This window comes from Oribacterium sinus (assembly GCF_014202695.1).
Taxonomy (GTDB): Bacteria; Bacillota; Clostridia; order Lachnospirales; family Lachnospiraceae; genus Oribacterium; species Oribacterium sinus.
This window is the reverse complement of record NZ_JACHHH010000002.1, coordinates 326,706-340,464: the sequence shown is the minus strand read 5'-3', so window position 1 is coordinate 340,464 and position 13,759 is coordinate 326,706. Positions and strand designations below refer to the sequence as shown.

The 13,759-nt window shown below is 44.5% G+C and carries 12 protein-coding genes; all 12 read right to left on the bottom strand.

Annotated features, from left to right (window positions below):
- Positions 1–13: 13 nt before the first annotated feature.
- The 12 genes from HNQ46_RS03255 to HNQ46_RS03200 all read right to left on the bottom strand — a co-directional run bounded on the left by HNQ46_RS03255 (position 14) and on the right by HNQ46_RS03200 (position 13,742).
- The gene (locus HNQ46_RS03255) at positions 14–454 is read right to left on the bottom strand and encodes a hypothetical protein (RefSeq protein ID WP_183682935.1); all 441 of its coding nucleotides are present in this window, start codon (positions 452–454) and stop codon (positions 14–16) included.
- Between the two features lie 53 nt (positions 455–507).
- Positions 508–915, bottom strand: coding sequence for a flagellar export chaperone FliS (locus HNQ46_RS03250; RefSeq protein ID WP_183682932.1), 408 nt, complete (start codon positions 913–915; stop codon positions 508–510).
- 165 nt (positions 916–1,080) lie between these two features.
- Entirely contained in the window at positions 1,081–2,310 is a 1,230-nt protein-coding gene (locus HNQ46_RS03245; protein WP_183682929.1) for a dicarboxylate/amino acid:cation symporter, read from the bottom strand.
- Positions 2,311–2,624: 314 nt separating this feature from the next.
- Positions 2,625–5,174 (bottom strand): flagellar filament capping protein FliD, encoded by a 2,550-nt coding sequence (fliD, locus tag HNQ46_RS03240; protein ID WP_183682926.1) that lies wholly within the window; start codon positions 5,172–5,174, stop codon positions 2,625–2,627.
- Positions 5,175–5,938: 764 nt separating this feature from the next.
- A complete protein-coding gene (locus HNQ46_RS03235; protein WP_183682923.1) occupies positions 5,939–7,423 on the bottom strand; it encodes an aldehyde dehydrogenase family protein in 1,485 nt (494 codons plus the stop codon).
- A gap of 265 nt (positions 7,424–7,688) precedes the next feature.
- Positions 7,689–8,573, bottom strand: a complete 885-nt coding sequence (locus HNQ46_RS03230) for a late competence development ComFB family protein (RefSeq protein ID WP_183682920.1) — start codon at positions 8,571–8,573, stop codon at positions 7,689–7,691.
- On the bottom strand, positions 8,573–9,355 hold the full coding sequence (locus tag HNQ46_RS03225) for a ParA family protein (protein ID WP_007156848.1): 783 nt from the start codon (positions 9,353–9,355) through the stop codon (positions 8,573–8,575). The genes HNQ46_RS03230 and HNQ46_RS03225 overlap by 1 nt, the downstream gene beginning before the upstream one ends.
- 70 nt (positions 9,356–9,425) lie before the next feature.
- Positions 9,426–10,532, bottom strand: coding sequence for a hypothetical protein (locus tag HNQ46_RS03220; RefSeq protein ID WP_183682917.1), 1,107 nt, complete (start codon positions 10,530–10,532; stop codon positions 9,426–9,428).
- A 191-nt stretch (positions 10,533–10,723) separates the two neighbouring features.
- The gene (locus HNQ46_RS03215; RefSeq protein ID WP_183682913.1) at positions 10,724–11,680 is read right to left on the bottom strand and encodes a chemotaxis protein; all 957 of its coding nucleotides are present in this window, start codon (positions 11,678–11,680) and stop codon (positions 10,724–10,726) included.
- Positions 11,681–11,759: 79 nt separating this feature from the next.
- Entirely contained in the window at positions 11,760–12,248 is a 489-nt protein-coding gene (locus HNQ46_RS03210) for a chemotaxis protein CheD (RefSeq protein WP_007156851.1), read from the bottom strand.
- Between the two features lie 3 nt (positions 12,249–12,251).
- A complete protein-coding gene (locus tag HNQ46_RS03205; RefSeq protein ID WP_007156852.1) occupies positions 12,252–12,869 on the bottom strand; it encodes a chemotaxis protein CheC in 618 nt (205 codons plus the stop codon).
- Between the two features lie 81 nt (positions 12,870–12,950).
- Positions 12,951–13,742: a flagellar hook-basal body protein gene (locus HNQ46_RS03200; RefSeq protein WP_007156853.1), complete on the bottom strand. Its 792-nt coding sequence runs from the start codon at positions 13,740–13,742 to the stop codon at positions 12,951–12,953.
- Between the last annotated feature and the right edge of the window lie 17 nt (positions 13,743–13,759).

Sequence of the window (13,759 nt, the reverse complement as noted above, 5' to 3'; positions counted from 1 at the left end):
TTAGAAAATAAAGCTACACCACTTCTTCCTTTAGCTCCGCAGGAATCTGCTCCCACAAGAACTTCTGGGTTTGTAAGGCCTGGGCTGTAGTTCTGGCATCTCTTTCTTTAATGAATCCTACTGATTCGTCAATTTTTCCTCTCAATTCCAGAATTCTTCTTTCCAAAAAAGGATAGCCCGCACTATGTTTTGGATTTTCCTGTAGAAGTCGTTGAAAAATTCTTCTTAACTCTTCTTCCTCTTCCACCAAAAGATTCATTTCCACCCAGTTGTTTTCCAACTTATTTAAAGCCTCCTGTCGCAAATCCAATAATAAGTCCACACTTACATTATCCTGTCTTTGCATGGCTTCAGAAAGCTCGTCAGTCTCTTTTTTTAATTCGCTGACGATATTATATCTTCTCTGAAATAGGCTCGCAAGCTTTTCCAGTTGCGGATTCTCTTTTCTCTCCATGATTCTTCCTTTCCGTGACACAGAAGAAAGGAGCTGCATAGGCAGCCCCTTTCTTATCCCACAATCTTCGCTTCTTTCGGGATATGGGTATCTCTGGCAATTTTACTTGCCCCCAGGAAGCCATCTCTAAGATCGGATAAAATGTCAACCAGCTTGGGAAGCTCCTCTTGTCTTCTCTCTCTTCCGGCCTGTACCAAGCCTAAATCGAATGTAATAAAATCATATAATCTTGCCAGATCACGGCTAAGAGGCTGCTCCATATCCAAGGTCTGATGCAAATAGCGAATCACTTTATTTGCCTTCTTTAATGCCTCTTCAAACTTCTCATAGTTTTTGTCTTCCAAAGCAAGGTTGGCCTTCTTAAGACTCTTAATCGCTTCATCAAAGGTCAAAACCAACAGCTCGCCCTGACTCATCTGCATAATACTCTGCTCTAAATACTTCTTTTGATAATCGTTCATACAATCTCCATTTCCAAAGGTTTTTGTCCTACGGAACACATATTTTCAACTCCGAAGATTTCTTCTTATTGTCTTATAATATGTCGTCCGGTATGTGGAAATGTATAAAGGATTTTCACAAAAAATAAAGGAATCGGATGAATTTCCTACGTAGGATGCTTAGGCTTAAGACCTTGCCGCAAGTTTTGCCTGCTTTTTTGCTTCCATATTAGAAACTACAATGGTACAAGCCGCGTCTCCTGTAATATTTACAGTGGTTCTTCCCATATCAAAAATACGGTCTACGCCGGCCACTAAGGCGATACCGTCCACCGGAAGACCTACAGAGGTAAGCACCATAGCCAACATTATCATACCGGCTCCGGGAACACCTGCGGTTCCGATAGAAGCAAGGGTTGCCGTTAAAATAATGGTAAGCATCTGTCCAAGAGTCAGATGAATACCGTAACAGGAAGCAATAAAGATTGCACAAATTCCCTGATAAATCGCAGTTCCGTCCATGTTAATGGTGGCTCCCAAGGGAAGTACAAAGGCTGCAATCTCCTTTTTAGCCCCCAGTTTCTCCGTACACTCCATATTAATAGGAAGAGTTCCCACAGAGGAAGCGGAAGAAAAGGCAAACATAATAGCCGGAAGCATTCCTTTAAAGAACTTTATCGGAGAAAGACCTCCCATAAGCTTTACTGTAAGAGAGTACACTACTACGGCATGGGCAACATAGGCAATATAGGCTGCCAAAAGCACCATGGCCAAAGAACCGAGAATCTTCGGTCCGTTTACCGCAATAACCGGACAGAGCAAACAGAACACACCAATCGGAGAGAGGCTTAATACCATTTCCATACACTTCATGAAAATAGCATCAAAATCATTGAAGGCACTGACCACTCTATGGGTTTTCTCTCCTACCAGAATGATAGCGAAGCCCAAAATCAACGCCATCACAATAACCTGCAACATATTGGCTTCCACCATAGGCTGGACGAAGTTGGAGGGGAAGATGTTTACAATGGTGTCCATTAAAGACAGACTTCCCTTAACCTCATAGCTTAAATCCGCAGTGGCTACCACCGGAAACAGATTATGGAAAATGCTTCCGAAGAATAATCCGATACTTACCGCAAAAGCAGTGGTACATAAGTAAAACACCACCGTTTTCAAGCCTACGGAGCCCACCTGTTTAATATCACTCATGGAAATAATACCGCACATAATGGAAAACAGTACCACCGGCACTACGATGAACTTTACCAAATTCAAGAAAATCGTTCCAAAGGGCTTAATATAATTCTCAGCAATGGAGCTGTGTCCCTGTAATAATAAGCCAACGATGATTGCCAAAACCAAAGCAATAAAAATCTGCATCGCTAAAGATAATTTTTTCTTTTCTTTCATTTTTTCTCCTTTCTACAACTCTATTTTTCACAAAGCTAAGATTGTACTGGATTACCCCGTATTTTGTAAATGGAAACTTTGCACAAAAAAAGAGCTGTAAAAAATCAAAAAAAATTTCTAAGCAATATAGGTCTTAGACGGGGCACGCTCTCGCTAGCTTCGCCACGTATCGGATACTAAGCGAAAAACTGCGTTTCTCTTGTTTTTCGCAAGTACCGACGGGCTCAGACTACCCCGAATTCAGACCTATATTGCCGAAAATTTTTTATTTTTATGATTTTTTACAACTCTGTTTTTTGTCTTCGTTCTACGATTTACAAACTACTTAAGTAAGAGGACTGGGTATTCATCTTACTGATTAACTTCTCCAGCTGGGAGAACTGCTTGATATAACGATCCTGCTGATTGCTGAGCATGGTCTTCAGCTTTTCAACCACTTCGGAGTTTTCCTTTAACTTTCCGTAAATTACGGAAGAGGTGTTGGAAAGGGTAACCTTGTTGGAGCCGGCTTCTTTAATCAACTCTCCGTAAGATCCGCCGTTTCTGGATGCATAACGGGTAGCATAGCGGGAAACCGTAGTCTCTACAATCTTTGCCATTCCCTTGGAACCGTTGTGTCCCATCATAACCTTGGCAACCTTCTCCGGTTCTGTTTCCATAGCCTGTTTGAACTTTGTCTCATCAAAGCTAAGCTTTCCGCCGTCAAAAGCATCTGTAGAAAGGGATAAGCCCATCTTTTCCATATCCTGATAATCCAAACCTGCAACCTTTAAGTCGGACATCATCTGTGTCATAACACTTTGTAAAGAATCGCTGAAGTTTCTGATGGAGCTTTCTCCATAAAGAATTCCTTCCTTCGCCTTCTTTTCCCAGTTCTCAACGGATTTTTCACTCATTTGGTTCTTCTGTGCTTCCGTCAAAGGATCATATCCGCTGGTACGTCTGGTTTTCACGTGAGTATTTACAGAGCTTACCAATTCATTGAACTTCTCTACAAACTTCTTCATGGTTTTAGTAGCCTTGTCCACGTCTGCCTTGGCAGTAAAGCTGACTTCCTTGGAGCTGTCAAACTTATAGGAACCATCCGGCTTGGTTACCGCATTTCCGGAAGCATCCAGCTCTACACCGAACTTACCGCTGGCAGTAATCTTTACACCGTCAATGTTAAAGGTGTTGCTGGAAGAAGTAACGGTTTCATTGATGCCGTTGCCGTAGTCAAAAACCATTTCCGCATCGGTACCGTGGTTAACCTGTCCGCCACCGCTTGCCGTTGCGCCAAAGAGCTTATCCTCAATGTCGTTGGCATTGTTTGCATCTCCCAAAGTAATGCTTCTTCCGGAACCGGTTTCGCTGTGAATCAACACAAAACGTCCGGAACCTTCCATATAGCTGGCTTTTACACCTGCATCGGAATCGTTGATTTTCTTCAACATATCCTGTACGGTGCTGTCTGAGGTAATTCCCTTGATTTCTTTACCGTTAATCTTGAACTTGGAAAGAGCCTCATCCAATCCTGCTTTGTTTCCTACATAGTCGGAAAGTCCCAACTTGTCCAGATTATCCATGATAGAACTACTGGTGGTAACCTTATTGGAGGCATTCTTGCTAATCTGCAGGTTCGCTCTTACCTGCGCATCGGAGGAGCTTACGGAAACGGTATCCTTTCCGTTGGCACTGTTAAAGGTGATGCTTCCTGTAGAAGAATCCACTACAATCTTACCTGCACCGAAGGCATTGTTAAGATTTTGCTGAATAGCATCCTTTACCGCATCCAAACGATTCTGGTTATCACTGGCACTTGTACCGGTGTGAGCCGCCTCAATGCTTTGCTTCTGGGCATCTGTTAAAAGAGAAATCTCCTGACTTGTGCCACCGTAGCTGACAGTGAGCTTTTGATCCTTTAAGTAATCCAGCATACCGCCCTGCTTAACGGAAGAAGAAGTAAACTTTCCTTCTGTCTGGGCACTGCTGTTAAAGGCTGCAATCTTTACACCGTAGGCATCGGAACCTGTTCCTGTAGGAGCAGTTCCTGCTGCAGGAGCCTTATAACCCAAAGACTCTAATGCGGAAGATTCCGTCTTAATAACATACTGGGAGCTTCCACCGTTAATCTGGATATAGTCTTCGCCGGGATTGGAGCCCTGGTGATAGCTGAAGCTTAAAAACTCATTTTCCCCAAGCTTCACATTTCCCTGCTTAGCCGCCTTGTTCAAATCATCTACAAGCTTCTGCTTATCTCCGGTATAGTTGATTTCTACGGTCTTTCCGTCGTCATCCTTATAGCTTTCCGGAAATTTAAAGCTGGCCTTCTCCTGGAATACACCTGTAGTGGTGTAGTTACCAAGCTGTAAGGACTTTCCTACCAAGTTGCTGGTTTTTACGTTGCCGACATTTGCCAAAGCATCTGCGGTAATTCCTGTCTTAATGGCGGAAGCGCTGCCCTTCACATCGGAAACAATGGACTCGGAGGTTGCCAGCTTGGTAACTGCCTTCACCTTCAAGTTCTTTGTCAAATCCGAATGTCCTGAAGCGGTAATAAACTTGGTTGCCGCAGCATCACCCTGTGGATTTACCACACTGGATTCATACAAATCCTGATTCTTGATGGAATCTGCAGAGGCGAAAGACAAAAAATCATCCTGTAATGCTATAGTCTTATCGGATAACTCACGAAAAGCATCTCTTTTCCATTCCATTCTTGTGGTCTCCTGTCTTGCTTTGGTAAGCTTAGACTGAGTACCCTTTGTTGCCTGTTCAATTAATGCGTCACGGTCAATTCCGGAGGACATTCCACCAAATCCACGGAGGGAGGTGTTCCCCAAACTGGATGTACCGGACGTTGAATTTGTTGATAAACCTGACATGATTCATCCTCTCTCTCTTTAGTTTATCGAGCTAGCAGGTCTTTTTGGAGAAAGTCCACGCCTTTAGAGAAAATGAAACTTTCCCTAAGAATCTTTCTCTCTCTGAAAAGCCATGGGAACGTCGGACTCCCTTCCACACCGTTCTTTCTGCTAACTTATCAATACCAATATCGGCGGTTTTCCGAGAGTTTATAAGGATAGAAAAGCCAAGGGAAAGAGAAGAGAAATTTCTATACTTATCCACTGTATAGGTCTGAAATCAGGGCACGCTCCCGCTAACTTCGCCCACACAGCGGATACTAAGCTTCAAGCTTCGCTTTGCTCGCTTTCAGCAAGTACCGGCGGGGCTCAGATTGCCCTTCTTTCAGACCTATACAGTGGATAAGTTAGCTAAGCGCTACTTCTCTTACCTTCCTCTTGGATGTGAAAGGAGTAAGCAAGATTCCACATCTCATTCACCCTCTTTACTTACCCACGAGATATCGCAGACTTTGCAAATAGTAATCGTTAAGAATAAAAGTGGCTGTAAAAATCAAAATAATAAATAGATTTCGGCAATATAGGTCTAAATGAGGGGTAGTCTGAGCCCGTCGGTACTTGCGAAAAACAAGAGAATCGCAGTTTTTCGCTTAGTATCCGCTACGTGGCGAAGCTAGCGAGAGCGTGCCCCAAATTTAGACCTATATTGCTTAGAAAACTATTTTGATTTTTTACAGCCTCTTCTCTATTTTGTTCTTTGGAAATTTGTTTAAATATTTCGTATTTCACTTCTTCGGATAGAAGCCGGAGGGCTCTTCCTTCAGGTTAATCAAAATATTCTTCATCTGGGTGTAGTGTTCCAGGATAACCTTATGGGTTTCTCTTCCTACACCGGAGGTCTTGTAACCGCCGAAGGGGGCTCCTGCCGGAATGGCGTTGTAGGTATTTACCCACATTCTTCCGGTTTCAATGGCTCTGGATACGCGGATAGCCCGGTTAATGTCTCTGGTCCATACCGCACCGCCCAAACCGAAGTCGGAGTCGTTTGCCATGGCAATCACTTCTTCCTCTGTCTTAAACTTGATGATAACCGCCACCGGTCCGAAGATTTCTTCTCTTGCCGCCTTCATGCTGTTATCAACATTTACCAAAAGGGTAGGTCTGTAGAAGGCGCCCTTGGAAAGCTCTCCCTCATCAAAAACTCTTCCGCCACAGGCAATCTTAGCGCCGTCCTGTACCGCAATATCCACGCAGGACTGAATCTTTTCTACCTGCTTGTTGTTCACCTGGGATCCCATCTGGGTATCCGGATCCAATGGATTTCCTACCTTTACTTTATTGAACTGCTCTACCGCTGCCTCTACGAAGCGGTCGTAAATGTCCTCATGGACAAAGACACGGGAGCCTGCACAGCAAACCTGTCCCTGGTTAAAGAGAATTCCCAGCTGTAAGCCGTCGATAGCCATATCAAAATCACAGTCCGGGAAGAAAATATTGGCAGACTTTCCGCCCAGCTCCAGAGTTGCCGGAATCAGCTTCTCAGCCGCAGCCTTTGCCACGCTGTAGCCCACCTCTGTGGAACCGGTAAAGGCCAGCTTTCTAAAGCCCTTATGCTCCAGCATATACTGTCCGGACTTGGAGCCTGCACCGGAGATAATGTTGATTACGCCCTTCGGTACAATATCCTTAATCAGCTTCATCAACTCCAATACACTAAGAGGTGTAGCGGAGCTGGTTTTTAAAACGGTACAGCATCCGGAAGCAAGTACCGGTGCCAGCTTCCAAGCCGCCATCAGGAAGGGGAAGTTCCAGGGTACGATCTGTCCCACTACGCCGATGGGCTCCCGAATAATCAGGGAAAGGGTATTCTCATCAAAGAAGCTGGCGGAATCCTCCTCTGTTCGAATCGCTCCCGCAAAGTAACGGAAGTGATCCGCCGCAAAGGGAACATCAATATTCATGGTTTCCCGGATGGGCTTTCCGTTATCCAAGCTCTCCACCTTTGCCAGATGCTCCTTGTTTTTGTCAATCACATCCGCAATATCCAAAAGAATCTTGGACCGCTGAATTTTATCCAGCTTCTTCCAGCCTTCAAAGGCCTTCCATGCCGCATTCACTGCTCTATCCACATCTTCTCTTGTAGCCTCAGCCACCTTAGCCAAAGCCTCTCCTGTAGCAGGAGAATAAGTGGTAAAAGTCGCCTTATCCGAACTCTCGCAAAACTCTCCGTCAATAAACAATCCATATTGTTCCTGTAATCCGTATGCCATAAAAAATTCCTTTCTTTACTAATTGTATCAGGGGAAAAATGACATTTCCGCCCTTATGTCCCATCTATTTACTAGGATTAATTGTATCATTATAAATACAAACAAAACAAGAGCTTTCCTTTCGGAAAGCCCTTAAAAAAATATAAATTGTTTATATAATTTTTTGAATCAATTTCGGGATTTTGTAGTAAGCAAGAAATACCGGAAAATGCGATAATTCCGTTTATTCCGCATATATCTAAACCGCTACAGAGAAAGGACATCCTTATGCTATCCCCTGACTGTTCTTCAGATTCTTTCTCTCCTCCGCATCAAACTTAGTAGTGTCTCTACCTCTGTTCGGATCGTGGTGAGGATGCATCTTAACTTCCAGAACAGCCTTCAACATAGCCACGAAAATATCGGACTGGTACTTGCTCTGATAGAAACCGATCATAGGAGAGGTCTTGTCCTTATCCAGCACCACATATTTTGCAGGAAGCTGGGTGAGAGACAGGGCGGTAACATCGGCAATACACTTATCACAGGTACAGCCTCCGTGCTTTTGAATCAAGCCTCGTACATCCTTGGTTTTAAGGATATCCAGCATCACATTTACAATGTGGAACTCAGGTTCCGGCTCATCATATTCCGCCAGAAGCTTCTTCTCCAGATTCAACTGAATTTCGTTGGTGATTTTATCATTTTCGGAAGACTCATCAATAACGGTAATCTTGCTCTTTTTGTAGGAAGGAAGGGATGCCGGCTCCTCTTTTTCATGATTCTCCGCCCTACTTTCCTCTTCTAAAGCTCTTTGGAGCTCTTCTTTCTGCTTTTCCTCTTTCTGCTTTTCTGCCTTCTCGGCTTCTTTCTTATGCTCTTCCTTCATCTGCTCTTCCTTCACATCGAAGTTATCCACAGCAGATTGGAAATTGCTTACCGCACCGTCAAAGTGCTCTGCAGCCTCTTTGGTTTTCTTTGCCGCCTCGTGGAAGTCGGAAAGCATAGCAGGATCTATCGTAACCCCTGGGGTTCCGGAAGCATTCCCTCCGGCATTTGCCTGTGCATTTCCTCCGGCCTGCTCAAGGGCTTCCTCCGCTACAGGAGCGGAGGTTAATAAATTCAATACATGGGATGTTTTGTTGGATTTCGTTGTCTTCTTTGTAGCCATTATCCGATCACCTCTCTTAAATGGATATCCTCTGCGATTTCCTCAATGAATCTTGCGTAATCGGTTACCGCAGGAGAACGTTTGTTGTAGGAAAAAATATCTTCTCCGTGGGCCGGTGCTTCCGCAATGGCCACGCCGGGACGAATCTTCGTTTCGAAAACCTTGGTGGAAATCTGTTCCGCTAGGCCTCCTGCCATTTCCTCCACGTCTCTTGCCAAAGTGGTTCTCTTGTCAAACTTGTTCAAAAGAATCCCTAAGACCTTTAAATCCTTATTAAGCCCCTGTTTTACCGTATCAATGGTTTCCCGTAGCTGTGACAATCCTACCAAAGACAGGATATCCGAGGACATGGGAATAATTAAGAAATTCGATACCGCATAGGCATTGATGGTTAATAAATTCAATGCCGGGGGAGTATCAATCACCACATAGTCATAATAATCCATCAAAGGTTGCAGCATTTCCTTCAAAGCCACTTCTCGCTTTCCTGGCGCCAGCTTTTCCAGTCCTGTGGTGGAAAGGGAAATGTCGGAGGGTAAAATATCGCATTTTTTCAGTCGGCGAATCGCCTGCTGCACCCGAACCTTGCCCTGTAAGGCATCCAATATGGTGGTGGGGTTGCTTCCCTCTAAGCCCATACAAAAGCCTAAGTTTCCCTGTGGGTCTAAATCAATGCCCAAAACCTTAGCTCCACGGTCTGCCAGTCCTGCGCAGATGGCTGCCGAAGTGGTGGTTTTTCCTACGCCTCCCTTTTGATTGGATACTGTGATAATGATTGACAAAATGAACCTCCCTGCATCAAAAAATCCTGACTAAGCAAACGAAACAGCATGCTTAGGGAAAAGATTTTTCTTATGCATCTTCCTGTGATGAATAGAAAGAAAGTTCTTCCTTTGTAAAGTTCTTTAAGCCCTCCGTGATACCTGCCTCATCCAGATTAAAACGCTTTCCCGGATAGCTTTCCCCGTATTGATTCTTCAAGGTCAGCAGCTCACTTTGGTACAAGGATTGGGAGATACTGTCGGAAAAGGAACGATACTCCGGGTCTCCGTTGGCATTTGCCCCGGTGGACAGGGAGAAAATCTGCTCCAAGCCCGCATTCTTTGTGACACGGAAAATGGAATCACTGTTCCCGTTATGCCGATAAACTACCGGCTCTCCCGTTAAATTGTTCTTTCTCAGTTCTACCTGATAAGCGCCGTTGGCTTCCTCTTCTAAAAGGGCCGCAAGGCTTCTCTCCTTGTTCTGTGCTACAGAACTTCCCTTCTGCTCTGGTAACTTCTCTTGATAGAGGATAACGGATAATACGGATTTCGGTTCTTCTTTTTCCTCTTCAACGGCTTCTTTATAAAGAACAAGGTCCTTATAGCCGTCCTGATCCATATCGATTAAGGCAAAGGATTTTGGAAAAACTTCCTCTCCGGTGAGGGTCTTTTCGGAGCTTTCCGGATCCGCCACATCCACCGCCTGCTTCTTTCCGAAGTCCTTGGTCTTGTCCTTTTCCAGCTCTTCTCTAAGCATCTGACGATACTTGTTGAAGTTTACAAGCTCTTTTCCTTCCTTCCCGATATAGGTCTTACCATCCTTGGAAAACTCTTCTTCCAAAAGTCTTCCGTCCTGATCGAAGAAGTACTCTGTCTTGTCTTCCGGATCCACATACTTTCCTGTGGTCATCAGGCCGCCGCTTCCGATATGGTAGGACTGCCCGTTATAGTTAATCCACTCATTTTCCAATGGAGTATTCGGCCCCAACATAAAATACCAAGATTCTCCCTGCTGCACCCATTCTCCGTCCGAAGCACTGACCTCTGCAAAGGCAGGCACTGCGGATAAGCACAATGCGGAAAGACCGAACAGGAAAGCCGCACCCTTCTTGGAAAAGCGACAACGGGACAAAGCGTCCTTTCCTTTTCGGGAAAGAGTCTTTGTCTCCTTCTGCATAAATCCTTTAATCTTCATCCCTTATCTCCTCCATTATACCCAATTCAAAATCCAATGTATAGTATATTGAACAAAAAGGACGAAAGAACTTCTTTCTTCCTGAAAGTGCTCCTCCGTCCTTGGTCCATCTCAATTCTTATTATATCTTTTCACTTCTGTCCAGTGAAATTTTTCTAACATTCTCTACTGTTCAGTGAAATTGTTCCTGATTACTCTTCATTTCTGAAGCCTGCATGCTCAGACTCCAAGAAGCGCTTGATTAAAACGTCCAAAACCTCTACCAGATGTCCGATTTCCGGCTTGGTAAGCTGCTCATCCGCTCCCAACTCTTTTCCTTTAATACGCATCTGATCGTTAATTAAGGAAGAGAAGATTACAACAGGAATTCTCTTTAGACGCATATCTTCTTTTACCAGCTTGGTAAGGCGATGTCCGTCCATAATCGGCATCTCAATATCGGTAATTAATATATTTGCCTTTTTGTAAAGGTCAGGGTCATTCCGGAGAGAAGAAAGGTAATCCCAGCACTCCTGTCCGTTGTTAAAGATTTTAACATCCTTAAAGCCTGCCTTCTGCAAGGAAGTGCCAATCATTTTCTGAAGAAGCACAGAGTCTTCCGCAATGACTACCGGCGCTGTGGTAATATCTCTTTCACCCATCTGCTCAATTTCTTCAATCTGAATGCTGGTTTCCGGAGAAATCTCCGCAACAATCTTCTCGAAATCCAGAATGGTTACCAGCTGGTTATCGCACTGAGCAATACCGGTAGCTACGGATTCTGCACCATTTGCCAAGGTACGATCCGGCTTCTGGATGCTCTGCCAGGAAATACGGCTGATTCCCTCGATAGAATCCACACGGAAAGCCACCATCATTTTATTAAAATGTGTGATGATGAACAGATCTCTTGCTCCCTGCTCCGGTGTAGCGCCGGTCAGGTAGTTCGCCAGGTTGATTACGGTAATCAGCTGCTCTCTCGGCTTGAAAAATCCCTCTACGGAAGGATGAGAATGGGGCATAGGCTTAATCTTTTCAGTCATCATGATTTCTTTTACCTTAGCCACATTGATTCCGTAAAACTCTCCCAGAACACGAAACTTCATAATCTCAATTTCGTTGGTTCCGGATTCTAATAAAATGCCTTCCTTTTCGTTTTTCTTCTTCATTTCTATAATCCTCTCCCTTTTCGTTCTTCCCTGAACCCGGGACTAGCCTCTTGCCCGCATTACAGTTTGTTATCTATCCTTAAATCCGAACATCATCCCGTCCGTAGGTCCGTATTAACACTTCCCCCGTTCCGGTGTCCAGACTCATGGTCCTTGCATAATTTGCGCCGGTGTCTTCCGCCACCAGCTGTATTCCCTCTTCCCGAAGAATTTTTTTAACACTTTCAATATTTCGCTGTCCAATGTTTCCGAAGCCCGCATTTCCGCTGATTTCGAACATCTTGGCTCCCCCTGCAATTTTCACCGTGGTACGACTTTTCACCATACCGAAGGCTGCCATTTTTCGGAGGGTTTCCCTAATCCCCGTATCCGCATATTTGAATACGTTGGGATCCGATAAATTGACCTGTTCCGGCAACATGATATGAAGTAATGCCCCCAGCTTGATATAAGAATCATAAAAGGCCAGTCCTATACAGGAGCCTAAAGCGTAGGTAATAATCACTCCCTCTCCTCGGGTTAACTTCATGTCGCCAATCCCTACCTTGAGCTGTTTCTCCAAAAGCATGGTTTACACTCCCAGCTTTTCCAGAATCGTATTCAAGGAGCTTATATCAGGTAACATCAAAAGCCACGAGGGAAGACTTTTGCCATCCATGACAAATTCCGCATTACAATACATCAGCTTATCCGTTTCATAGCCAAACTCCACCATAGGAACGGTAAGGATTCCTCCCAGCATATTCACTGTACTGCTGGGTACCGACAGATTTAAGTCCACATGCACCAAATCCGAGAAGGCATTGATGTAGGAGCAAATGACGATATTTCCCACCTCCGCCAGTGCGGAAAAGGCCATGGAATCCATCTCGGCAAATTTGTCGTAGTTCTTATCCAACAGTTTTTCCAAAACCGTATTGGCAAAGTTTCGGTCATAGAGGAAAAGCATCAAACCGTTTAAATCTCCGGACATTTGCACCAGAGTGGCTCCTACAATTTCTTCCTCATCGCCGATTCGTTTTACCGCCCCGTTATAGCCCAAAATCTGCACCTGGGGAATGGTAATCCGTACTTCTTTTTGGAGTAATTGGGAAAGGGCCGTTGCTGCATGTCCTGTTCCTATACTTCCAATCTCCTTCATCACATCCAGTTCCTGAAGGTTCATGTCTTCATAACGATTAATCTTCATTCTTTACTCCACTCCTTTGGATTCTCTTTCCTTCCATTCCTTGGTTCCTCTGCTTTGAAAGAATGAGTAAGTCTTTAGCTATTATCCTCTAAGCTGGTTGATGGTACCTTCCACTTCATCGGAGGTCTGAACCATCTTTAAGGCATAGGTAAAGGCTCTCTGGCTTTCAATCAGTCTGGTCATTTCCTTTGCCATATCGGTTCCGGAGCTTTCCAGTGTTCCGGACTCCAAAATAGGATTCTGTATTACAGAATCTTTGTTGTTTTGGTCTCCCGGACGAATCGCCAACTCATTATCGCCCTTATTTACTAATCGGCTCGGATAGTTGATTGTATAAACACCAATTTTCTGCTTTACTTCTTCGGTGGCATTGTTGGCATTCGCCGTATTTCCACCGGTCTGCCCTGCCGCCTCAATCGCTTTTAAAGCAGTATCATCCGCCAGCATCTTCTTTCCGTTTTCATCCAAAACATGCTTTCCGGACTCTGTAAAAAGATAGAACTTTCCATCCGGCATTTCTCCTGCGTGGAAGTGTCCGTTTCTGGTATAAGTAATCTCCCCGGAGGACGGATCCTGTAATTTAAAGAAAGCATTGGCATTTCCGATAGCATAGTCATTAGGCTGTCCTGTAGTATGAAAAGCCGCAGGACTATACTCCGTATTGGTACGAACCACCGCGGTTCCCGCCTCTGCCTGCAAATCGGTCTTTGCTTCCGGAGAATCGTTTAAGTTATAGTTAATCAGATCGGAAAAAATAGCATTTTTCGGCTTAAAAGCGGTATTGTTGATATTGGCAAGGTTATTGGAAATAACTCCCATCTTCTTTTGGCTGGCATCTGCTCCCAGAGCCCCCACATAGAAGGACATATTCATCTTAGTTTCTCCTTATA